Raw genomic sequence first — 23765 nt, forward strand, 5'->3', positions numbered from 1 at the left:
TAACCGCCTAGGATACCAGCCGCACGCCATTGTCGACCAGCGGCCGCTTGGCGACGACGGTCAACCCGAATCCTTCGAGTGCCGTCATTTTTCCCTTGCTGGACGTCAGCAGCACCATCTCGCCGACACCCTGGTCCTGCAGGATCTGCGCACCGATGCCATAGTCGCGATGGCCATGGGCGTCCGCATAGGCCTTGCGGTTGCCTTTCACCCGTTCAGAAATCGACGTTGGGCTGGGATCCTGCACGAACACCGCCACGGCCGGGCCGTCATAGCCTGCCAGTTCCCGCAGCGCGGCGGGTACATAGTCGCGATGGGCGGCCCGCCAGCCCAAAATGTCTGCCGTGAGATCCAGTTGATGGACGCGCACCAGCGTGGGGCGATCCGTCCTGGGCGTGCCGCGAACCAGCGCGACATGCTCGCCGCCATCGATGACATTCCGATAGACGATAATGCGAAAGTCGCCATACCAGCTTTCGAAAGGCGCTTCGGCGACCCGCTCGACCAGCGATTCGAACCGGCGCCGATAGGCAATGAGGTCGGCGATGGTACCGATATTGAGTTGATGTTCCCGGGCGAATGTGATCAGTTCCGGCAGCCTGCTCATCGACCCGTCATCGTTCATGATTTCGCAGATGACGCCGGCCGGAGTCAGGCCCGCGAGACGGGAAATATCGACCGCAGCCTCCGTATGGCCCGCCCGTACCAGCACGCCGCCGTCCCGCGCAGTCAGGGGAAAGACATGACCAGGCGATACCACGTCCCGCTCGCCCTTTGTGGGATCGACGGCGACGGCGATCGTGTGGGCGCGATCATGGGCCGAAATGCCGGTGCTCACACCTTCGCGCGCTTCGATGGAAACGGTGAACGCCGTTCCATGGCCGCTTTCGTTGCGCGATGCCATGGGCGACAGATTAAGCGTGCGCGCGCGCTCCTGGGTCATGGCCAGGCAGATCAGGCCACGCGCATGCTTGGCCATGAAATTGATGATGCGCGGCGTTGCGAACTGCGCGGGAATGATGATGTCGCCCTCATTCTCGCGGTCGGGCGCATCGACAAGGATGTAGGGTAATCCGTTGCGTGCGTCCTCGATGATGCGCTCGATCGGCGCGATGCCGTCAACATTGCTCATGGTCATATCCTGTTAGCAGGCGGGAAATGCGGCCGGGAAGAGGATGGGGCCGGACGCGATCCGTGACATCCCGGACATAGCCGACATGGCTGGTCGCGGTCCGCCTTCGTTCGCCAGCATAGCTGTAGCAGGCGTCTTCCATATCCTCGTAGAATGTGAGCGGTACAGGCGCCGCATCGACGATATGGCGCCGGCCCCGTGCAACCCATATGCCGCGCTGGAGCATGATGGCGGCTTCGAGTTCGTCACCCTGGAAATGCGTGCGGGCGCGTGTCATGAAGCCTCTCATCAAGGGCAGGTCCGCCAGAGGTTCAGGGGCGATTATGGTGGTGCCCGATACCAGCCACTGGTGGATGGACTTTCCGTCTTTCGCTATTTCGATCTGGAAGGGCGAATCGTTATCATCCTCGACGCGGATCTGGTATTCGTGTCGGCTGCCCGGCTGTTCGTGCCGTGCAACCCGCAGGCTCCATGCGGCGAGGTCGGACAGATGTGTGCAGTTGGCGACACGGTCGAGGCTGGCGATTGCGGCATGGCTGCTGGAGTGAATGTCCAGGCCGACCAGTTTCCGCAGTCCCGCCGCTGACCCCGGGCAACTGGTAGCCGGGCCTCGGCTGATATCCGCTTCGACAGCCTCGATCCTGTGTCCATCATGGCGCAGAAGCACCCACATTGCGTGATGACTGTCATCGACCGTCGCCAGAACGGCGCCCGGAAGCGCATAGAAGCGCAGCAACCGACGATAACGGCCTTGCCCATAGTCCGGGTTCAGGGGGAAGCGCGCAAGTGTCATTCAACCTCTCCACGCCCATCATAAGGGAGCCGAGAGATTTTATCAACGTCTACGTTGACGTTGTACTCCTGTTGAGAATCGCGCTCTTTCCGTGCATTCTGCGTGCATGACGAAGACAAGCAATATCTCGCGCCGTCGGCGCACAAAGCAGGCCAAGGGTGGCGCGGATTATGAAGCGAAGCGCGCCGAATTGCTGCGAATCGCTGCGGAGCAGTTCAAGAAGCAGGGTTTTCAGTCCACTCGTCTGCTGGATATCGCCCAGGCTGCGGGTCTCGATCGGGCGACGGTCTATTATTATGTCGGAAGCAAGGAAGAACTGTTCCACGAAACCGTCGAAGGTGTGCTGGACGCGAATATCGCGGTTGCGCAACGGTTGATCGCGGATGAAAGCCTGAAAGCGATCCAGCGGCTGGAAAAAATATTCGTCTCCCTGATGATCAGTTACGAGGAAAATTATCCTGCGACCTTTGTCTATATTCAGGAGCAGATGCACCAGGTCGCAGCCGAAGAGACGGCCTGGGCCCAGGACATCATGAAGAAGACCAGGAAGTTCGATCAAATCCTGATAGGTTTCATCAAGGATGCCATCGCGGAGGGCGATCTGCGTGGAGATATTCCTGTCCGGCTTGTCGAGAACGCCCTGTTCGGCATGCTGAACTGGACCCATCGCTGGTTTGTCCCCGGCAAGGGCATGACCGGGCAGCAGGTAGCAGAAGCCTTCTGGTCGATCTTCACCGGCGGAATGGTGCCTGCTCCCGCCAAGGCCTGACGCCGCACCCTGTTCCGCCCGGCAGGGGATTCAACTCCCGTCCGCTTGCTTCAGTCTTTCGCGAAGCGCTCGTTTGTCGATCTTGGTTGCCGACATCGGCCAGTCCGCGGCCTGCATGAAATATATCGCCCGCGGTACCTTGTAGGAGGCAATCCGTCCGCGACAATGCGCGATAAGGGCTTCCTCGCTGGCCTGCGTTCCTGCTTCCAGTTCGACGAAGGCGACGGGGACTTCATCGAGGCGGGGGTCCGGGCGTCCAACCACTTCCGCCGTCCTGACCGCCGGATGAGTGCAGAGGAAGGCTTCGACTTCGATGGCTGCGACATTTTCGCCGCCGACCTTGAGCATGTCCTTGTGGCGTCCGCCGAATACCAGGCTGCCGCCGGGCAGGCGGGTGTAGAGATCGCCGGTCCTCAGCCAGCCGTCCGGCGTAAAGGCCTCGGCCGTTTTGCCCGGCGCGGCCCAATATTCGTCCATGACGTTGAAGCCGCGTACCAGGATTTCCCCCATGGTCCCATCGGGAAGATCGTCGCCGGTTTCGGGATCGACGATCCGCACCTCGACGCCGGGGCAGGGCTTGCCATGGGTCGTGGATCGCGACTCGCGGCTTTCATCGGGGTCGCACATGGCAAAGAGCCCCGCCGTTTCCGTCATGCCGCAGCCCTGTATGACTTCGGTATGCGGTAGTACCGATTGCACCGCGTCGACGAGCGTGGGCGGCGCGATGATGAAAAGCTGGTTCAGCGATCCCAGCCGCGCGGGATCGAAATCGCGATGGCCCAGCAAGCCTTGGACTATCGCCGGAAACCAGGGCCAGGCCAGGGTGACACCTTCCCGATACATCAGGGCCAGACTGCGGCCAGGTTCGAAATGGCTGTCGGTCAGGAATGTGCCCGCAACGCCGATAGTGCCGATGAAGGGCGCCAGGGTTCCGATGTGGAACAGCGGCCCGGCGCCCCAGACGACATCGCGCCCCGGCGCCTTCAACCGATAGCGTGATCGTTCGACCGGGCCGCGGGTAATGGCCTCGTGGCAGAGCACGCAGCCTTTGGGATGGGCGGTGGTGCCGGACGTGTAGATGATGATCGCGGGATCCCGCACGCGGACCTGGCGGCGGAGCGCTTCGATGGCGGCGATAGGCAAATGCTCCGATCCGCGGGCGAAGGAGCTGAACGACTCGAACTCGCCATCATCTTCGCCGCGCATGAGGACGCGATATCGCAGATGGGGCGCTGCTTCCGCATCGAGCGCCTCGCGCAGGACGGTGGGGAAATCGACGGGATCGCTCGCATGCCGACTGGTGAGCAGGGCGACTGCCTGCGCATCGCGAATGATATATCCGAGTTCCGTCGCCTTGTGTCGCGCATTGAGCGGCACGGCAACGGCCCCGGTCAGGGTGATGGCGAACAGGCTGACCGCATATTCGCAGCTGTTGGGGATCAGGATCGCGACATGATCGCCGCGTTTCACACCCTTTGCAATCAGCGCCTTCGCGACGGCCAGCGCCCGTTCCACCAGCACCGCATAGCCGATGCGCTCATCCGGCAGAACCAGGGCGTCGCGTGTCGGGCAGGCTTCGGCCGCGCGCAGCAGGAGGTCGCCCAGTGTCGATACCTCAGTGAAGACAGAGCCCTTCATATCGTTCCTCTTCCCGTTTTTCTGCTGTGCCGCATGGCTGCCAGCAATGCTTATGGAAAAATTTTTCACCATCCGTCAACACACGAGTTGACAACTTGGGCCGAAAGGTTTTGGATCAGGGTGTCGACAAGGATCAACCTGATGTCGCGGCGAGAACCGCGACCCCTTTTTTGGGGCGGAGAGGCTATGAAGTTTCATCTTATGCAGACCGGCGTCGTGGGGCGCCGGAAAGAAATCGAGGCCGGTATGGCCGGGCAGCGGCCCGAACTGTACCAGCGCTTCCTCGAAGAGGTCAGGGGCTATGTCCAGCTGGCCGACGAGCTCGGCTTCTATGGCTATTGCCAGCCCGAACATCATCTTCAGATCGAAGGTTTCGAGGTCAACAACCATCCGGGCATGTTCAGCCTGTTCGTGGGCCAGCATAGCAAGCGGTTGAAGGCCGGACTCATGGGCTATACCATGACCACGCACAATCCGGTGCGCGTTGCCGAGGAGATCGCGACTCTGGATCATATGTTGCAAGGGCGGCTGTATTGCGGTTTTACCCGTGGGTATCATGCCCGATGGGTTGATGCCTATGGCATCAAGGAAGGCGTCAGCGCGACGACGCCCGACAATGTCAAGGCCCGTGACCAGCAGGACGCGCGCAATCGATCGCTGTTCGAAGAAGGCGTGCGGGTGGTGAAGAAGGCCTGGACCAGCGACGTGTTCAGCCACAAGGGCGAAAACTGGCAGTTCCCGCCCGAAGGAGGTTCTGCCGGTCATCCCGCCTATGCCAAGTACGGCAAGGGGCAGGACGAGAATGGGATCGTCCGTGAGATCGGTATCGCGCCCCGCTGCTATCAGGATCCCCATCCACCCGTCTATGGCGGCTTTGCGGCTTCCGGGCGGACCATCGATTTCTGGGCGGAAGAGGGCGGCAAGCTGATCGTCCTTTCGGACAATCTCGATTTCTGCGAGTCGCTCAACAACCGCTACATCGCCACGGCCGCCAAGAATGGCCGCGAGGTCACCGCGACCGATGCGTCCGCCTGGGGGGGATTCCTGATGCTGACCGACAGCAAGGATCGCGCCGCCGAACTGATGGAAGAGCATATGTGGTTCTGGGACGAATGGTTCATCCCGATGGGTCAGCGGCCGCCCAATGTGCTGATCGGCACCGCCGACGAGATCGCCGACCGGATCGGCGAGGCGCATGACCGGCTCGGTTTCGATGAACTGTTCCTGATGTTCGGCCAGGGCCATCTGGAGCCGGAAGCCAATCAGGAAGAGCTGGAGCAGTTCATCAGCAAGGTTGCTCCGCGCTTTTCCACTAAAGACGAAAATGGCGTCTTCGTCTGAATTCAACGAAGTTCGTCCAGTTTCAACGAAAATAGAATTTTCGAGGAGAGTTTATCATGGCCATGCAGTGCGGCATCTTCATGACCCCCTACAACCCGCCGAGCCGGACCGCCCGTCAGGTGTTCGACTGGGCGACGGATATCGCCCGGATCGCGGATGAGGCGGGTTATGCGGACTATATGATTGGAGAACATTATACCCTGGGTTGGGAAAATATCCCGGCGCCTGATGCGGTGATCGCCGCCTGCGCGCAGACGACCAAGCGGATCCGCTTCGCGCCGATGGCGCATCTCCTTCCCTATCATGATCCGGCCACGCTTGCGATCCGGGTGGGTTGGTTGAGTCAGGTGATGGAAGGGCGCTATTTTCTGGGCGTCGGACCGGGCGGGCACCATACCGACGCCATCCTGCATGGCTTTGAAAATCTCGGCGAACTGCCCGCGATGCAGATCGAGGCGCTTGGCCTGATGGAGCGCGTGTGGGCGGGCAAGCCCTTTGTGGAGAAGGGCAAATATTTCAAGGCCGGATTCCCCGGTCCCGACACCATGCCCGAATATTGGGTCGAAATCGCCGATAACGGCCCTTATGGCGGCCGCGAAAATCTGGAGATCGCGGTCACGGCGCTGTCGATGAACTCCAGGTCGATGGAGTTTGCCGGCGCGCGCAACTATTCGCCTATCTCCTTTTTCGGTGGAACGCCGCAGATGCGTGCGCACTGGGACACATGGGCCAAGTCAATGGAGGCCGCAGGGCACAAGCCGGACAGGCGCCGCTATCGCGTATGCCGGGATGTCTTCATCGCCGATACCGATGCGGAAGCCAAGCGGTTGTTCCTCAAGAGTGGACTCGCCCAGACCTGGCGGCATTATCTCAAGGAAATCTACGTCAAATTCGGCCTGTTCAACGGCATCATCCAGGATTCGGGTAAGGACGTGACCCCGGAAACGATCGATGAGGACTTCCTTGCCGAACATGTCGTGCTGTGCGGTTCGCCCGAAACCGTCATCGAAAAGATCGAGAGCCTTGCCGACCAGGTCGGCGGTTGGGGACAATTGGTCTACAATCAGCATGACAGCCTCGATGATCCCAAGCCGTGGGAAGAATCGATCCGGCGCCTCGCGACCGAGGTTTGCCCCAAGGTCCGCATGCCCGATCTGGAACCGGCCTGAGGATCGGCGCCATGGCAACGGGACGCGCAACCGTTCTGGTCGAACCCAACCGGCTGGAGACCTGGGACGTTCCCGTCCCGGAGCCTGAGCCGGGCGGTGCGCTGGTACGCATCGTGCTGGGCGGGGTCTGCGGCAGCGATGTGCACATCGCCACCGGCGAGGCGGGGGTGATGCCTTTTCCGATCATTCTGGGGCATGAGGGGATCGGCCGGATCGAGAAGCTGGGCGGCATTGAGACTGACTATGCCGGCGTGCCGGTGAAGCCCGGCGACCTTGTCTACTGGTCGCCCATCGCCGCCTGTCATCGCTGCTATTCCTGCAATGTGATCGACGAAAGTCCCTGCGAAAATTCGCGCTTCTTCGAACATGCGGAAAAGCCGAACTGGGGCAGCTATGCGGATTATGCCTGGCTGCCCAACGGCCTGGCCTTCTTCCGTTTGCCGGATGGGGCCGATCCTTTGGCCGTGGCGGCGTTGGGATGTGCCTTGCCGACGGTGCTGAGGGGCTTTGATCGCTGCGGAACGGTCAGGATGGGCGAAGCCGTAGTCGTGCAGGGTGCTGGCCCCGTGGGCCTCTCCGCCGTGCTGGTCGCGGCGCAGGCGGGGGCGCGAGACGTCATCGTGATAGACGGCTTCGACCAGCGACTCGACGTGGCCCGGTCGCTGGGCGCGACGGCGACCATCTCGCTTGCCGACAGCCCCGAGGAACGTCGCAGGAAGATTTATGACATGACGGGGCCAGCAGGGCCTTCACTGGTCGTCGAGGCGGCGGGCGTCCTGCCGGCTTTTCCGGAGGGCGTCGAACTGGCGGGCGTGCATGCGCGCTATGTCATCCTTGGCCTCTGGGGTGCGATAGGAACGCAACCCATCTCGCCGCGCGACCTGACGACCAGGAACCTGACCATCGCAGGCGCGACCTTCCCCAAGCCGAAACATTATTATGAGGCCATGCATCTTGCCGCCCGGCTTCAGGACCAAGTGCCTTTGGCGGCCCTTATCAGCCATCGCTTTGCGATCGGGGATGCAGCGGCGGCGCTGGAAACGGTCAAGAGGGGCGAAGCGATCAAGGCGGTGATCGATCCGGAACTGTGATCGGGCATAAGCGACAGGAGAGGAAATTTGGGCAATCGACTCGATAACAAGATTTGCATCGTCACCGGCGCAGGCAGCGGCATGGGCCGTGGCTGCGCCATCGAGATGGCGGCGCAGGGCGGCAAGGTCATGGTGACGGACGTCAATGAGGCTGCCGCACGCGAGACGCTGGACATGCTCCTGTCCGCGGGTGGGGAAGCCGACATGTTCGTCTGCAATCTTCGCAAGGCCGATGAGATAAAGGCGCTCATGGATTTCACGGCACAGCGGTTCGGCGGCATCGACGTGCTGCACAATAATGCGGCCGTCCACGAAACCGACCTGACGAGCAAAACCTCGATCGAGGAATTGCCCGAAGAGATTTGGGATATGGTCTATGAAATCAACCTGAAGGCTATCTGGCTGACCACCCGATATGCCGCACCCTATCTCAAGAAATCGGTGCGCGGACCGGCCATCGTCAATGTCGCGTCCACCGGATCCTTCGTTTCCTATCCCCAGGCGGGCGCCTATTGCGCGACCAAGGGCGGGGTGCTGCTGCTGACCAAGGCGACGGCGGTGGATCTTGCGCCTTATGGCATCCGGTGCAACTGCTACTGTCCCGGTGCCATAGATACGCCGATGCTGCAAAAATATTATGCGGCGGCACCCGACAAGGACGCCATCATGTCGGTGCTGACGGGCGCCCATCTCATCCCGCGGCTCGGTAAGGTGGAGGAGATCGCCAAGCTTGCCTGCTTCCTGGCGTCTGACGACAGCTCCTTCATCAATGGTGCTTCCTATGTGATCGATGGCGGCACGCTCGCCTGGCGCGGCATGCGCGCGGCCTGAGGCGAGAGCGGCTCAGGCGACGCCGGCGTGGGCTGGTGCCGCCTGAGCCATCGCCACGCATTCCCTGATCGCTTTCCTGCCGGCGCCCAGTGCAACGGCGTTCTTCAGATGCAAGCGCAGGCCCGGCATGAAAATATGGGTCGGCATCGCGTCGGTGGCGAGCGCGACCAGTTCCTTGACCTTCGCCCGTACCGTGCGGCTTTTCCAGGGGACGCTGCAATAGTCGAAAAACGCCTCGAACTGATCTGCCGACAGCAGAAGCATGGATCGCAAAAAGCCGGGCAGTTCCGCTTCCATCGCGAGCCAGAACGGATCGTCCCCGACCCGTGCGTCCCAAAGGACCTGCTGCTCGGGCGTGAGCCTCTTTTCCACATCATGCCCGGCGAGCGCTGCCTGCCGCACGATGGCCGAAGCGCTCGCCATCAGCGAATGGACGCCCAGGCCTGAAACGAGCGACACGATCTCCTGCACCTGCGCGGGGGATGCACCCAACCGGAAAGCGCCGGCGATGGCCGCCTCTATGTCCCCGGGGTTGAGGCAGGGTAGGGCGGCGGCGAGACCGAGTGTCACGAAGGCACGCTCCCGATCCTCCAGATCGTCTCCTTCGGGCACGTTCAGCGTTTCCAGAAGCGCTTCCAGGCCTTCTTCGTGAAGCAACGGCCATCTCCCATCCTGTTTGTCAACTTATGTGTTGACTACATGTTTTTCGTATGTCAACTCTTGCGTTGACACGAGACCGTTTCGAGTCTCCGCAACAATAAAGGAGGAGGATATCATGAGGGCAGTTGGGATTCACCGTACCCGCGTTGCTTCGCTGTTGTTGGCAGGCACGATCATCAGCGGATCGATGGGACCGTTGAGTGTCCGGGCGCAGGAGGCGGCACCCCAGGAAGGGGCCGGGAAGGTGAGCATCGACGATATCGTCGTGACCGCGCGTCGTACATCTGAACGCCTGTCCGAGGTGCCGGTGTCGGTGTCCGCGATCAGCGGCGAGCAGCTTGCCGAACGCCGCATCCTGAGCGACGCGGATTTGCAGTCGGCAACTCCGGGCCTCACCATCCGGCAGACCAATTCCTCCAACCAGATCAGCTATTCGTTGCGGGGCCAGTCGGTTGATGCCTTCTCGTTCGCGGCGCCCGCGGTCCTGAACTATGTCAACGAATTCAATGCGCAGTCGACATCGTCGAGCGCCTTTTTCGATCTCCAGTCGATACAGGTGCTCAAAGGACCGCAGGGCACTTTGTTCGGCCGCAATGCGACCGGCGGCGCCGTGCTGTATGAAACCCAGAAACCGGAGGATGATTTCGGCGGTTATCTGCGCCTCAGCTACGGCAATTACGACAACAAGCTGGCCGAAGGCGCGATCAATATTCCAGGAGAAATCATCGCCGGGCGTCTGGCCATGCAATATCAGAAGCGGGATGGATATCAGCACAATTTGCTGCTGGGGACACGCAATGCTTCCGTCGATAATTTCAGTATTCGTCCCACGATTCAGATCAAGACCGGCGATTTCACCAACATCACGGTCTATCAGTACAGCTTTTCGGGTGGTTTGAGTGCCGGACTGCGTGCAACCAATTATTACGGCGTCAACGGCAGCACGGGCGCTGCAGGCAATCCGCTGAACAATTATGTCAACGGCCAGCCCGTATCCAACAATCTCAACTATGGCTTGCCATCGGCGACGCTCTATCCTGACGGCATTGCGTCCATGCTCGACGGTGGGGCGGCTTTCGCGCAGTTCGGCTTCTCGGGCCTGCCCAGCTTTATTCAGGCCCAGAAAAATTACGGCTTCTACGATATTTTCAACAATCAGACCGGTCGGCATCGCGCCCGTCAGCATATGGTCACGAATACGACCACCTACGAATTCGATAGCGGTGTCCGGATCAAGAATGTCTTCGGTTTCAATTATAGCCGGTCGCGGGACAATACCGATGTCGATGGCACGCCCTTCGAGCCTCTGAATATCGGCTTTGGTGGCGGGACCGGTCCAAATAATCCGGGCAATCCCAATGTCGGAGGACCGACGACCGAAGGCTACACCTATGTTCAGCGGCAGCTTTCGGACGAATTGCAGTTGTCGGGGGAAAGTGGTCCGGTCAAATATATCGCTGGGCTCTATTATTTCAAGGGCAAGGATTATCAGCGATTGCCGCTTGCCTTCGCGCCCGATTATAATGCGGCATTGGGTGACAATCTGGGCTTTTTCCTGCGCGAATATACCAACCGGGCGGAATCGAAAGGCGTCTATGCACAGGTCACTTACGCACTGACGCCTGCCTTGAACGTGACGGCCGGCGGCCGCTACACCTGGGAGAAGTCGATCTACAAGCCGGCGGATCGTGTCGCGGGCAGTTACGATCCCTATTATGACGACTTCAATACCAGCCTGGGCGTGACTGGCGGCACTCTGAAGGCAAGCAAGCCCAGTTGGCAGGTTTCGCTGGACTATAAGGTCACGCCGGAACTGATGCTCTATGCCGCTCACCGCGGTTCGTGGCGCACTGGCGGTTTCAACGGAACGGCCGTCAGCACCGACGCCAATGGCAATGCCATACCCAATTCATTCAAGCCAGAAACCACCTACGACTTTGAGGTCGGCGCCAAATATAACGGCGATCTGGGCGGCATGCGGACCACCTTCAACATCGCCCTCTATGACCAGTATATCAAGAATGTGATCCGCGCCGTTTATCTGGGCGTGGCGGCGGTCAGCGGCAATGTGCAGCGCGCGCGCGTCTCCGGCGTCGAGGCGGATGCCTCCATCCGTCCGGCCGACTGGCTCCAGATCGGCGCGACACTCGCTTATACCGACGCCCGCTACACCCGGAATACCGCGACGGTCGGCAACACCATCGTGCTGTTCGGGCCTTATGGCGACGCGCCCAAATGGACAGGGTCGGCCTTTGCAAAGGTGGAACATGAACTGAGCGATGCCAGCACCCTGTCGCTGCGCGGGGATGTCTACAGCCAGAGCAAATTCTATTATTCGAACGCGGCCAACACGATTTTGCCGGGAACCAGCATCAAGGGCTACACGCTGATCGACCTGCGCGCCGAGTGGGCGAATATCTCGGGAAGCGGCCTGGGTATCGCGGCCTATGTCAAAAATCTCACGAACAAGGAATATAATGTCGGCGGTTTCGCCTTGGGCGCGGTGAACGCGATCAACTCGGTCCTGCCCGGCCTGCCGCGCATGTATGGGCTCGAGCTCAACTATAAATTCTGAAAACAGGGTGCCGGGCGCTGCCCCGGCCCCAGGCTTTACACGGGGTTAGATATGGACGAGTTGAGCAAAATCGTGGAACACAAGGCCATCGAACGCCTGATGTTCGATTATTCCTACCATCTCGATATGAACCATCCCGACGAACTGGCGGCGCTGTTCGTGGAGGATTGCGAGGTCAGCTACGCGCCCAATTTCGGCGCGACGGGCATGGAAGCCTATAAGAAGACGCTGGAAGGGATAGGTACCTTCTTCAGCGGCACCAGCCATCATAACAGCAACATCAGCATCGATTTCATCAGCCCGGCCGAGGCGGAGGTCCGCTCGATCGTGCTGGCGGTCCACCGCTATGTGAAGGAGCGTCCGGACGGCATCCTCTACGGCCAGTATTTCGATCGCGTGGTGAAGATCGATGGCCAATGGAAATTCAAGCGTCGCGAACTGCGCACGACGATGACCACCGACTATCATGTCCGGGCGTCCAACCCGATCGGCCGGGCGGCATAACGCCTTGGCCGACTACCAGACCATCAAGCTGGAGCATGAGGCGGCGGTCAGTTGGATCGTGCTGAACCGCCCCGACGCCGCCAATGCCCTGTCGCCGCAAATGCTCGACGAATTCTCCCATGCGCTCGAACGCCTGAAGACGGAGGGCGCTCCTGCGATCGCGATCCGCGCGGAGGGAAGGGGCTTCTGTTCCGGCATGGATCTGGGCAATTATGGGAGCAATGACAGCGGGCCCCCCGACATCATGTCCGATCGCGAACGCCTGCACCGCAATGTCGAACGCTGGCTGGCGATGTGGGACCATCCCAAGCCGGTGATTGCCGCCGTGCACGGCTATTGCCTGGGCGTTGCCGCGCAGATGTGTGTCTTCACCGACATCACCGTCGTTGCCGATGATGCCCGCATCGGTGAGCCGGCCGTCCCGATCGGTGGGGGCTATATCGCGCCAGCCTGGGTCCATCTGGTCGGCGCGAAGAGGGCGAAGGAATTTGCCTTCGTTCCCGGCAACTGGATCGACGGGCCGACCGCGGTGGAATGGGGCTGGGCCAATCATTGCGTGCCGCTGGATCAATTGATCCCCGCCGTGCGCGGGCTGGCGGAACGCATTGCGCTCGTCCCGTCCGAAGTGCTGCGCATCAAGAAATTGTCGATCAACCGCGCGGCCGAGGCAGGGGGGTTCCGCCAGGCACTCTCGGGTATTGCCGAGATGGATTCTCTCCTGCACCTCGCGCCTGCTGTGCTGGAGGTCCGCGCCCGCATGAAGGAACATGGCCTCAAGGCCGTCATCCAACATTATAAGGTGCCGCCCACGACACCACTGACCGTCACCGAGGAGCGATAATGGCAGACGTCGAATTTTCGCGCGAGGGCAATGTCGCCCGCGTTCATCTCAACCGGCCGCAGGGGCTGAACGCCATCACGCAGGAGATGGATGATCTCCTGCTCGACGCCTGGACAAGGATCAACGATGACCCGGACATCTGGTGCGCGATCCTGTCGGCCGAGGGGGAGAAGGGTTTCTGCATCGGCGCGGATGTATCAGGTGGCGCGGAACGCAAGACGCGCATGGCGCTCGGCGGCGGATTGACCGGCATCGGCGGACCATGGGTGCAGCTCAGAAAGCCATTGGTCGCGGCGGTACAGGGCTTCTGCGTCGGGGGTGGCTTTGAATTGGCCATGTGCGCCGACATCATCGTGGCGGCCGACACGGCGCAGTTCGGCCTGCCCGAAACAAAGGTGGGCATCATCGGCGAATGCGGCGTGGTGCATCGCGCGGTGCGCCAGTTGCCGCACCACATCGCCATGGCGATGATCCTGACCGGTGAACGGATCAAGGCCGACGCAGCGGAGCGTTTCGGTCTGGTGAACGAGGTCGTGCCCTATGCCGATCTGGCCGCCACCGCCGACAAATGGGCGGCGAAAATCAGCGCAGCCTCACCTCTCGCTAACCAGGCGGCGAAGGCTGCTGCCCTCGGCCGTCTTGGCTATCCGCTCGAAGTGGCGCTTGCGACCCGCTTCGAGCAGATCGAGCAATATGCCGAAAGCGCTGACAAGCGCGAGGGCGAGATAGCGGCAGGCGAAAGGCGCAAGCCGGTCTGGACAGGCCGTTGAGCAAGGGACGAAGGACGGCGCCTTGCGCGCCGGTCATAGGGTGAGAAGGCGTCATGTCGGATAGCGCGGCAATTTCCATCGATCCCATCGCCTATCGCCAGATATTGGGCCAATATCCCACGGGCGTCTGCGTGATTACCGCCATCGGTGAGGACGGAGCGCCGGTCGCCATGGTCGTCGGGTCGTTCACGTCGGTGTCGCTGTCGCCGCCGCTGGTTGGTTTTTTCCCCGACAAGGCGTCGAGCAGTTGGGGCAAATTGCGAACCAGCCGCCATTTTTGCGTGAACATGCTCGCGGCGTCCCAGGAGCATGTGTGCCGGAAGCTGGCGTCCAAGGATCCGGACAAATTCTGCGGCACCGCGCACAGCCTTTCCGACAGGGGCATTCCCTTATTGCATGATGTGGTCGCGCGGATCGAATGCGACATGCACAGTGTCACCGATGCCGGCGATCATGAACTGGTTCTGGGTCTGGTCCGCTCGCTGGAAATCGTGTCCGACGCGCCTCCACTCCTCTTCCACAAAGGGCGTTATGGAAGTTTTGCGGAAGGATCGGCCGATATGATGCGAGGTGCGACGACCATCATCTGAATCTGTCGCCGCATCCGATATCCTGTGCACCAAGATGGATTTTCGATCTGGCGGGCATCTGCTTCAGGCCCCTTGATCGCGTTCCCTCAACGCGGGGACGGCGATATCCGACTGGAAATCTTTCTGGGAAAACCGGAAGCCTATGCGCAATAACCATAGCCGATAAACAGGAGACAATGATGAGTGATCTGGAACGGCGCATCCGGCGTCTGGAAGATCGGGCCGCGCTGGATGATCTCAACGTTCGCTATTTTCTGGCCTGCGATAATGACGATTATGCCGGAATAGGCGACATATTCTCGCCCGATGCCTGTTTCGCCGCCTCTGGTGTCCAAACCGCTTCGGGCCGCGACGCAATCGTCGAGTTCATCCGCACCTCGCGCGGCCATATGGGACTGACAGTGCATACGCCACATTATGCGCTGCTGACCTTCACCGACGAGGATCGTGCCGAGGGGCTGGTGGGCGCTCATCTGGAACTTGCCCTGGGCGGTCAGTCCCTTTTCGGAGCGGTACGATATCAGGACCAATATCACCGCACGGCCGAAGGCTGGCGTATCGCCAGCCGCGACATGAGAACCATCCATATCGCCCCCTGGTCCGAAGTGGGGCAATCGCTGCTGTCCGACGCGCCGGTCCGCTGGCCTGGTACGGCGCCCATGCCCAGCGACTATTCACGGCTACGCTAACCAACGTGTTTTTACGAGGGGCGACTGAAAGTGACTTTTGCTGGGGTTGAGCCGGGTGACGCCTTCGGCTTTGATCTCGGTCGGTAAGCAGCGGGTAAAATGGCGCAGATATCGACCCCTGAACGGCAAGGAAGGGATCGTGAGCAGACCCACAATGATCCCCATACCTTGCACCAACGCAGGATCGGCCAGATCACATCATGGAGCCCCTATCCGGGCGTCTCGATCGTGAGGATTATCGTCGTCTGCCCCATGCGCCTGTCCGCAAAGCTTCACGTCTCTCGATGGCGCGCAAATTGAGGAACTGCAAGAGGTGCGACCCAGGACAGCCGACGGATGGTCCAGTTCTCATATTGCGGCACAAGACCCGAGGCGTTGTCGAAGCTTGCGACAGGAAGCTCGATCTCATCGCCGGTAAGATTCGCGAACCGCGATCCGCATGTGGGGCAATGTAGCCGATTATAGCCGGGGCTGCTCTCCCAGACGGCATGCGAGCCATAGAGCACGACAGCGGGGCGCGGGAAGACTGCAAAGGCAAGATAGGGCGCGCCATGCGCCCGTTGACACAGGAGGCAGTGACACAGGCCGACCCGTGACGCCTCATCTCGTGCCATGAACCTCAGTGCGCCACATGCGCAGCCGCCCGACCGTTCCATGGTTGCTGTCGTCATGAACGGACAACACGCAGCCACCGGGAAAGACCCAGGCCGATTGCGGTATAAAATAACTTTTATCACGGGCGGGTGAGAGCGACAGCTGCCGGTCCGCTGTGAGGCAGAGAAAATTCGCGGCCTTATGTCTAAAATGGGTCGTCAGGCGCAGGTAGACTGTCATTAACGATGCCTCGACAACCGGCCGCCCGACCTGAATCCCCCGGCAAGCGGTGCGCCATAGGCCACACCTATGGTGCGACCAAAATTCCCTATTTGACCTTGGATTGAAGAGGATGCGACCAAGGCCGCCGATTGGGAGATGGATTGATGCACGCCGGTTACACTACACGCGCCCGCCAGTTGCGCGTGCGTCGCCTTTGCCTTGCCGCGCTGTCGCTCTCATCCTTTTTTACGCCGCCCGCTCCTGCACAACAGGCGGCCAGCAATCTTCGCGCCGCCGTCGATCCGGCACGGCTGCGCCGAATTGGCACGATCGATCCGCGCTTTCAATCCTACAATATCGAAATGATCGAGGTGACGGGCGGCGCCTTCTGGAAACCCTATGGTTCCACCGTCGGCGCATTGCTCGCCTCTAACGAAACCCAACTGGGCATAAATTCCAGCCAGTTCGAATACCGGCCGCCGATCGACCTTGCCAACGCTCGGCTCCGTTTCCTTGCCCGCGCGCTCGGCCCTGCTTACGTCCGCATCGCCGGGACCTGGGCCAACAGCGTCTATTTCGCGGACAGCGAAACACCGCCCGCAAGGGTGCCCGATGGCTTCAAGGGGGTTCTCAGTCGCCAACAATGGCGCGGCGTGATCGCATTCGCCAAGGCGACGGATGCCAAGATCATGACCTCTTTCGCTATCAGCCCCGGCGTCCGAGATCACAGTGGCGCTTGGACGCCCAACATCGCCCAGCGCTGGCTTGCCTATACCCGCAAGATCGGAGGCACGATCGCCGCTGCCGAATTCATGAACGAACCGTCGATCGCCGGTATCGGCGGCGCACCCAGGGGATACGATGCCGCCGCTTATGGCCGAGACTTCAAATCCTTCCGCGTCTTCGCGAAAGGAGCCGCGCCCGGCATGCTGATTCTGGGCCCCGGATCGGCAACCGAGACTCCCGAACCATGGGGCATACCGCCCGGCATTCCCGGATCGATTCCCAGCGCTGAGTTGCTGGCGAGCGGTGGAGCGGACATCGATGCCTTTTCCTATCATCATTATGGCGCTGCATCTGTCCGCTGCGAAGCTTCACACATGCCGCAAACACGGCTGGAGGATGCTCTGTCCGAACAATGGCTGGCCCGCACCGGCGTAACCCGCGCCTATTACGCGGCGATGCGTGACCGCTATGCGCCGGGCAAACCGATCTGGATGACCGAGGGCGCGGACGCAGCTTGTGGGGGTAATCCTTGGAGTGGAAGCTTTATCGACAGCTTCCGTTATCTCGACCAGCTCGGCCAGTTGGCAAAACAAGGTATTCAGGTGTCGATCCACAATACACTCGCCGCTGGCAGCTACAGCCTGCTGGATCCGAATGACTTTAGCCCCAAAGCCAATTATTGGGCCGCACTGCTCTGGCACAGGCTGATGGGGAAGACTGTCCTTGATGCGGGCATTCCGCTCCAATCGGGTCTCCATGTCTACGCCCATTGCCAGCCCGATCGGGTCGGCGGCGTGGCGCTCCTCATCATCAACAATGACGCGGCCCGCGCCGCGTCGATCACCGTGCCCGGCAAGCGCTTTCGCTATACCCTTTCCGCGCCAGACACACCCTCAATGGGCGTGAAGCTGAATGGACAGCTGCTGCAACTCGGCGCAGGCGACAGACTTCCGGCGATGGTTGGTATCGCCGAACGATCGCCCGTCGCAAGTTTCGCGCCGCACACCATTAGCTTTTTAGCCATTCCTGAGGCTGAGAACTTGGCCTGCAAACCGCATTGATAGCGAAAAGTAGTCGGCCAGTTTGAGGGCTGATGTTTGAATGGCTATCCTTCCGCTCGTGAAGGCCATTGAGATGACGGGATGCCGAAACCATCAGCAACCGGCCATCGGTATCGACGGCAATGTCCCGTTTGCGCCCGACAACCTTCTTGCCTGCATCGTTTTCCTGGCGATATGGGCCATTCGCTCCCGCCTTTCCTGTGTCCACATGAAAAGCCTGAATCAGACCGACGCACCCTACGCAACTCCCCAGCGATTTTTCAAACAGTCCCTATAGGTTTTCCGATAGACGCATAGCGGTCCGTGCCTTGCTCGACTGTTCTGACGCGCAGCCCTGCGGAGGCATGACGGTTGGGAAAACCGTCAAACCGTCAATTAGGACATTCCTGCATGAGTGTGCGGCCCAACGCCCTTGGTCCGTGCTCGCCTGCCCCGCCTAGAAACTGGCGCCGGGAAAGGATGAGGGGATGGCCGACAGAGAAGCAGCGGCTGCGCCCGGCATGGGTGCGCAGATTGAAACCGACGCGGCGGATATTCCCGACGCGGCGCTAACAACGGCCGCGGTGCCGGGACAAGGGACGCCATTCGCCTCCTGGTGGATGCTGGCCGTCCTGTTGCTGTTCTACATCCTGTCCTGGCTCAACCGGAATATCCTGTCGATGCTCATCGATCCGATCCGCGCGAGCCTGGGCATAAACGACTTCCAGATGGGCCTGCTCGTCGGACCGGCCTTTGCCATCTTCTATGCTCTGTTCGGCATTCCGCTGGGCTGGGCGGCCGATCACCGCTCCCGCCGACAGGTCATATTTATGGGCGTGATCCTCTGGTCCGCCTGTTCGGGCATGACGGGCCTTGCCACCGGCTTCCTCCTCATGATGATGACACGGATCGGTGTGGCCGGAGGGGAAGCGGCCCTGTCGCCCGCCGCCTATTCGCTGATGGCCGACGCCTTCCCGCCGCACCGCCTGACGACGGCCAACGCCATCTACCAGTCGGGCATCAAGCTGGGGACCGCGCTTTCCTTCACCCTGGGGGCGGTCGCCATCGCCTATGCGCAGGCACATCCACTGACCCTGCCCATCATTGGCGCGCTGGAGACGTGGCAGACCGCCCTGCTGGTCACGGCCCTGCCGGGCGTGCTGCTGGCTCCGCTGGCCTTCAGCTTCCGCGAACCCGCCCGGCCCCTGCACCTGTCGCGATCGGCTATTCCCTTTCACGATTTCTGGCGCAGCATTCGCGGACAACGCGCCCTTCTGCTGCTGGTGATCTGCGGCTTCGGCTTCACCAATGTCGCCTCGGGAGCCTTGAGCTGGACGCCCGCCTATATGGAGCGGCGTTTCGCTATGGGAGCGATGCAATATGGGCCGGCACTCAGCCTGATCCAGCTTGTTGCGGCCCTGTCCCTGCTGCTCAAGGGCGGCCTCATCGACTGGCTCTATGGCCGCGGTCATCGCGATATTCATGTCCGCTTCTACGCCTGGCTGGTGGCGTCGGCGATCCCGGTCACGGTCGTCGCCTTCATGCTTGGCAACGGGACGATCTTCCTTGTCCTGCTGGGCTATCTCCAGGTGATCGCCATCCCCTTCCTGCTCTATCTGACGCCGGTGCTGCAGATGCTGGTGCAACCGAATTTCCGGGGGCAGATCACCGGCGTGGCACTGTTCATCATCACGCTGCTCGGATCGGGGCTGGGCCCGACGGCCGTGGGTTTCCTGACCAGCTATATATTCGCCGACGACGCCATGCTGGGTCCGGCGATTGCGGCCGTCACCCTGGTCAGTTTCACGGGATCGCTCATCATGCTGATTCTTGCCCTGCGCCCGGTTCGCCGGGCATTGGAGGATGCCTAAAACTCCGCTGTACAATAGGCTTGGGTATTTGATCTATACAGAGATCATAAAGTCAAGATTGGCATAAATAAAATACATCTGCACCCTGGTCCTCATAAATGACAATCTTCACTAAAGTATAAATAAAATATTTCAGTGAAGGAGGGGTTTATGTCATATCGTCATTTCCTGTCATCGACAGCAACATTGTCTGTTCTTGCGATGGTTTCTTCCAACGAGGCATGCGCGCAGGAAACGCCATCGGCGACGGCCACCTCCGGCCCAACGGTTGAAGAGATCGTGGTCACAGCGCAGCGGCGCAGCGAAAATCTTCAGAATGTGCCGATTTCAGTGACTGCGATCACGGGCGCGGCGCTTCGCCAGTCGGGCATCAACAGCTTCCAGGAACTGACCAACGTCACGCCCGGACTGGTCTTCGCCCGCTCCACCGCGAATGCACAGCCCACCATCCGCGGCATCGGCACGCGCAATGCCCAGATCGGCGACGAACCCAATGTCGCCCTCTATGTTGATGGCGTGTACCAGCCGATACAGAGCGCCAACAACCAGGATCTGGTCGATATCGACCGGGTTGAGGTGCTGAAGGGGCCGCAGGGCACCCTTTTCGGACGCAACGCCACCGGCGGCGCGATCAATATCATCACCAAACGTCCGTCCTACACGCCTTCGGCCGACGCCACCTTCACCTATGGACGCTTCGATTTCGTCAAGGGGACGCTTTACGCCACGGGACCGATCGTGCGGGACAGGCTGGCCGCCAGCATCGGCGTGACGGCGCTTCAGGATGACGGCTATATCGACAATATCTACCTGAACCGCAAACAGGGGCGACGAAACCTTTTCGCTATCCGGGGCAAGCTGTTGTGGCAGCCGTCGGACAATTTCGATCTCACCACCAGCGCCTTCTTTACCAAGGCGTTCGACGATGTGACCTTTTCGGCGCGTCCGCTGAACGGCAACACATCGGCCCGCCGCAGCGCCAATCCGGCCGCGATCCCGGAGAATATCCTGGTGCCCAAGGGCGATTTCCAGACGTCCGAAAATGTCATTCCGGAATATCGGCCGCGGCAATGGGGCGTGTCGTCCACCGGCAATCTCGACCTGGGGTTCGCCACTTTCACCGCTCTCGCCAGCTTTCAGGAAACGCACACCTGGCTGACGTCGGATACCGATGTTTCGCCCTTGCAGATCGCATCTTATAATCTGCGCTACAATGGCTGGACCTATACCCAGCAGGCCTATCTGGCCTCACCGTCCAACGGGCGTTTCCGCTGGATCGTCGGGGCGGAGGGCTTCCAGGACCGGCAGACCACCGATCCCAGCGTTCAGGGCGCCACCCGGTCCTTCGCCGAGGTGAAGACCCGGTCCTACGCCGCCTTCGGCGAAGTGACCTATGGCGTCACCGATTCCCTGTTCCTGACCGGCGGCCTGCGCTATACCCATGATCGCAAATCCGCCTATTTCCAGCGGATCGCGCCGCTGCCCGTACAGACCGGATCGAACAGTTTCTCGAACGGGAAGGTGACGCCGCGCGCGGTCCTGCGCTATGAATTCAGCCCGGTGGCGAACGCCTATTTCTCCTTCTCTCAGGGCTATAAGAGCGCATCCTACAACGCATCGACCGTCGCAGGCGCCAGCGTGGCCGCGCGGCCGGAAAATATCGATGCCTATGAACTCGGCTTCAAATCGACCATCGACGGCTGGCTGCGGCTGAACGGCGCGGCCTTCTACTATGACTATACCGATCTTCAGGTCACGGTCGCCAACACGACCGTGGTCAATGGCGTCACCCAATTGAACACCGCGCTTCAGAATGCGCCCTCGGCACGCTCCTACGGACTCGAACTGAGCGCCGACGCGGCGGTTGCGACCGGCCTCAGGCTGAATGCCGGACTTTCGCTGCTGCGCACGAAAATCACCGACTTCCCCAATGCCTCGGTGACGATCCCCAATCCCGCTACCATCGTGAACGGCTATTATTCGGGCAATCTCAGCGTCTCGCGCGACGTGGCGGGAAACCAGTTGATCCGCGCACCGCGCTTCACGCTCAATCTGGGCAGCACCTACTCGACGGAACTGGATGGGGGCAAATATGGGCGGCTGGACCTGTCGAGCAGCATCCTGTTCAGTTCGCGCTTCTACACCGACATCGGCAATCGCCTCTTCCAGCCCGCCTATCGTAATGCGAACGCATCGATCACATGGCACGCGCCGGGCGATCACTGGCGGCTGACTTTGTTCGGTCAGAACCTGACCGACGACCGCCAGATCGCGCAAATCTTCACGTCGGCCCTCAACGACAATGTCGCCTATCTGAAGCCAAGATGGTTCGGCGCCACCATCGGCGCCGGTTTCTGAATTGAAACCTGAAGGATGAGGAGGCGGGGAACCACCGTTCCCCGCTTTCGATTCGCCTATATCGCGCCGCGCGCCTTCGCCTGCGTGACCCGCTCCTCGCTCCAGCCGAGAAATTCCGATAGCAGTTCGGCATTATGCTCGCCCAGCAGGGGAGGATGCCGCCGATAGGCCACCGGCGTATCGGAAAGGCGCAGCGGACTGGCGACCATGGTAGCGGTTCCGCCCTTTGCCGTGGGGTGGGGCATCGTCACTTCCAGCCCGCGATGCCGGACATGGGGATCGGCGAACGCTTCCTCATAGCTGTTGACGATCGCGGCGGGCACGCGCGCGGCGACCAGCGCATCGAGCAGTTCGCGCTTGGGCCGCGACCGGATCAACGGTTCGGCGACGAGATTCCATTCCTCGCGATGATCGAACCGCAATTGCGACGTCGCGAAACGCGGATCGGAACTGAGTTCGGGAATATTCAGCACCTCGCACAGTTTCACATAATGCTGCTGCATCCCGGCCGAGATGTAGATCGGCCCATCCGCCGCCTCGAACACGCGGGACGGGTGCCCGCCATTCCCCACCGTGCCCAGCCGCTCCTGCTGGCGCCCGGTGACCAGATATTGCTGCACTGCATGGCTCTGCATGGCAAAGGCGGTGTCGAGCAGTGCCGCATCGACATGCTGTCCCTCGCCGGAGATGCGGTCGCGATGGCTGAGCGCGGCGAGGATGCCGATGGCGGCGACCATGCCCGTGGACACATCGACCAGGCTTGGCCCGGTCTTCATCGGTCCGCCGCCGGGCACGCCGTCGGGTAGGCCGGTGATCGACATCATGCCGCTTTGCGCCTGGAACACGGCGTCATAGCCGGGGCGGGCGGCATAGGGGCCGTCCTGGCCATAGCCGGTCAGCGAGCAATAGACGAGGCGCGGATTGATCCGGCGGAGCGAGGCATAGTCAAGGCCGAAACGCTGCATCGTGCCGGGCAGGAAATTTTCGATCAGCACATCCATTTGCGGCACGATGGCGCGGATGATGTCCTGTCCTTCCGCCTTCGAAAGCTCGACGGACAGCGAACGCTTGTTGCGGTTGGCCGACAGGTGAAAGGCCGATTCCTGCGTCGGATTGCCCGCTCCGTCCTGCAACGGCGCGCCATAGGTGCGGGCATCGTCCCCGCTGCCGGGCCGTTCGACCTTGATGACATCGGCGCCCAGATCGGCCAACACCTGCCCGGCCCAGGGCGCGGCCAGAACGCGGCTCATGTCCAGCACCCTGACGCCGTGCAGCGCGCCCTTCGTCTCGGCCGTCATGTTCTCTCCCACTTGTCTTTCCGGTTTCCGTCACGCGGCGCGCGGAACCCTAACGGCGGCAGCGATCCCACAGATGGCGTTGCAGGTCCAAGCTCAATTTTCCCGTCGCCGGACCGTAAACTCATAAATAGGCGGGACGGAATGGCTGTCGCGACGTTACCCTGTCCGGCTCCGGCGATGGAGCATGAAGCCTCGGCGCCAGGTGGCGCCTTGCGCGCAGGCTCTCTAGTCAGGGCCGAAACCGACAGAGGCCCGGCATTGGA

Annotated in this window: 20 protein-coding genes; 14 read left to right on the forward strand and 6 right to left on the reverse strand. The window is 61.1% G+C overall.

Going from position 1 to position 23765, the window contains the following annotated elements; genetic code table 11:
* Window positions 1-7 precede the first annotated feature (7 nt).
* A complete protein-coding gene (gene ribB, locus MJ601_RS15355; protein ID WP_242127943.1) occupies window positions 8-1132 on the reverse strand; it encodes a 3,4-dihydroxy-2-butanone-4-phosphate synthase in 1125 nt (374 codons plus the stop codon).
* On the reverse strand, window positions 1119-1925 hold the full coding sequence (locus MJ601_RS15360) for a DUF2889 domain-containing protein (protein WP_242127945.1): 807 nt from the start codon (window positions 1923-1925) through the stop codon (window positions 1119-1121). The genes ribB and MJ601_RS15360 overlap by 14 nt, the downstream gene beginning before the upstream one ends.
* A 106-nt stretch (window positions 1926-2031) precedes the next feature.
* On the opposite strand from MJ601_RS15360, the gene MJ601_RS15365 reads away from it, so the two are divergent.
* Entirely contained in the window at window positions 2032-2694 is a 663-nt protein-coding gene (locus MJ601_RS15365; protein WP_242127946.1) for a TetR/AcrR family transcriptional regulator, read from the forward strand.
* Window positions 2695-2724: 30 nt separating this feature from the next.
* On the opposite strand, the gene MJ601_RS15370 is transcribed toward MJ601_RS15365, so the two are convergent.
* A complete protein-coding gene (locus tag MJ601_RS15370) occupies window positions 2725-4332 on the reverse strand; it encodes a class I adenylate-forming enzyme family protein (protein ID WP_242127948.1) in 1608 nt (535 codons plus the stop codon).
* A 186-nt stretch (window positions 4333-4518) separates the two neighbouring features.
* Between MJ601_RS15370 and MJ601_RS15375 the strand changes: the two genes are divergently transcribed.
* The 4 genes from MJ601_RS15375 to MJ601_RS15390 are packed head-to-tail and all read left to right on the forward strand — an operon-like array spanning window position 4519 to window position 8764.
* Window positions 4519-5673: an LLM class flavin-dependent oxidoreductase gene (locus tag MJ601_RS15375; RefSeq protein ID WP_242127950.1), complete on the forward strand. Its 1155-nt coding sequence runs from the start codon at window positions 4519-4521 to the stop codon at window positions 5671-5673.
* Between the two features lie 56 nt (window positions 5674-5729).
* Window positions 5730-6842, forward strand: coding sequence for an LLM class flavin-dependent oxidoreductase (locus tag MJ601_RS15380; protein ID WP_242127952.1), 1113 nt, complete (start codon window positions 5730-5732; stop codon window positions 6840-6842).
* Between the two features lie 11 nt (window positions 6843-6853).
* Window positions 6854-7933 carry a zinc-binding dehydrogenase gene (locus MJ601_RS15385; RefSeq protein ID WP_242127953.1) on the forward strand — a complete coding sequence of 360 codons (1080 nt, stop codon included), beginning with the start codon at window positions 6854-6856 and terminating at the stop codon, window positions 7931-7933.
* A gap of 27 nt (window positions 7934-7960) precedes the next feature.
* On the forward strand, window positions 7961-8764 hold the full coding sequence (locus MJ601_RS15390; protein WP_242127955.1) for an SDR family NAD(P)-dependent oxidoreductase: 804 nt from the start codon (window positions 7961-7963) through the stop codon (window positions 8762-8764).
* Window positions 8765-8776: 12 nt separating this feature from the next.
* Here the strand turns inward: MJ601_RS15390 and MJ601_RS15395 are convergent, their stop codons facing one another.
* Window positions 8777-9421, reverse strand: a complete 645-nt coding sequence (locus MJ601_RS15395) for a carboxymuconolactone decarboxylase family protein (protein ID WP_242127958.1) — start codon at window positions 9419-9421, stop codon at window positions 8777-8779.
* A gap of 118 nt (window positions 9422-9539) precedes the next feature.
* Here MJ601_RS15395 and MJ601_RS15400 point away from each other — a divergent pair, with 118 nt between their 5' ends.
* The 6 genes from MJ601_RS15400 to MJ601_RS15425 all read left to right on the forward strand — a co-directional run bounded on the left by MJ601_RS15400 (window position 9540) and on the right by MJ601_RS15425 (window position 15393).
* A complete protein-coding gene (locus MJ601_RS15400) occupies window positions 9540-11999 on the forward strand; it encodes a TonB-dependent receptor (protein WP_242127960.1) in 2460 nt (819 codons plus the stop codon).
* Between the two features lie 72 nt (window positions 12000-12071).
* Window positions 12072-12503 (forward strand): nuclear transport factor 2 family protein, encoded by a 432-nt coding sequence (locus MJ601_RS15405; protein ID WP_242127962.1) that lies wholly within the window; start codon window positions 12072-12074, stop codon window positions 12501-12503.
* Window positions 12466-13344: an enoyl-CoA hydratase-related protein gene (locus MJ601_RS15410; RefSeq protein WP_242127965.1), complete on the forward strand. Its 879-nt coding sequence runs from the start codon at window positions 12466-12468 to the stop codon at window positions 13342-13344. Before MJ601_RS15405 ends, MJ601_RS15410 begins: the two co-directional genes overlap by 38 nt.
* Window positions 13344-14114, forward strand: a complete 771-nt coding sequence (locus tag MJ601_RS15415; protein WP_242127967.1) for an enoyl-CoA hydratase/isomerase family protein — start codon at window positions 13344-13346, stop codon at window positions 14112-14114. The genes MJ601_RS15410 and MJ601_RS15415 overlap by 1 nt, the downstream gene beginning before the upstream one ends.
* Before the next feature lie 53 nt (window positions 14115-14167).
* On the forward strand, window positions 14168-14704 hold the full coding sequence (locus MJ601_RS15420) for a flavin reductase family protein (protein ID WP_242127970.1): 537 nt from the start codon (window positions 14168-14170) through the stop codon (window positions 14702-14704).
* Window positions 14705-14883: 179 nt separating this feature from the next.
* Window positions 14884-15393, forward strand: a complete 510-nt coding sequence (locus tag MJ601_RS15425) for a nuclear transport factor 2 family protein (protein ID WP_242127972.1) — start codon at window positions 14884-14886, stop codon at window positions 15391-15393.
* Between the two features lie 272 nt (window positions 15394-15665).
* Here the strand turns inward: MJ601_RS15425 and MJ601_RS22115 are convergent, their stop codons facing one another.
* Complete coding sequence (locus tag MJ601_RS22115; RefSeq protein WP_491572923.1) at window positions 15666-16064, reverse strand: GFA family protein; 399 nt, start codon at window positions 16062-16064, stop codon at window positions 15666-15668.
* A gap of 507 nt (window positions 16065-16571) precedes the next feature.
* Between MJ601_RS22115 and MJ601_RS15430 the strand changes: the two genes are divergently transcribed.
* The 3 genes from MJ601_RS15430 to MJ601_RS15440 all read left to right on the forward strand — a co-directional run bounded on the left by MJ601_RS15430 (window position 16572) and on the right by MJ601_RS15440 (window position 22204).
* Entirely contained in the window at window positions 16572-17996 is a 1425-nt protein-coding gene (locus MJ601_RS15430; protein ID WP_242127974.1) for a glycosyl hydrolase family 79 N-terminal domain-containing protein, read from the forward strand.
* 467 nt (window positions 17997-18463) lie between these two features.
* The gene (locus MJ601_RS15435; RefSeq protein WP_242127976.1) at window positions 18464-19846 is read left to right on the forward strand and encodes an MFS transporter; all 1383 of its coding nucleotides are present in this window, start codon (window positions 18464-18466) and stop codon (window positions 19844-19846) included.
* 279 nt (window positions 19847-20125) lie between these two features.
* On the forward strand, window positions 20126-22204 hold the full coding sequence (locus MJ601_RS15440; protein WP_242127979.1) for a TonB-dependent receptor: 2079 nt from the start codon (window positions 20126-20128) through the stop codon (window positions 22202-22204).
* 56 nt (window positions 22205-22260) lie between these two features.
* Here MJ601_RS15440 and MJ601_RS15445 read toward each other — a convergent pair whose 3' ends face one another.
* On the reverse strand, window positions 22261-23502 hold the full coding sequence (locus tag MJ601_RS15445; protein ID WP_242127980.1) for a CaiB/BaiF CoA transferase family protein: 1242 nt from the start codon (window positions 23500-23502) through the stop codon (window positions 22261-22263).
* Between the last annotated feature and the right edge of the window lie 263 nt (window positions 23503-23765).

The organism is Sphingobium trunci, from assembly GCF_022664535.1.
Taxonomy (GTDB): domain Bacteria; phylum Pseudomonadota; class Alphaproteobacteria; order Sphingomonadales; family Sphingomonadaceae; genus Sphingobium.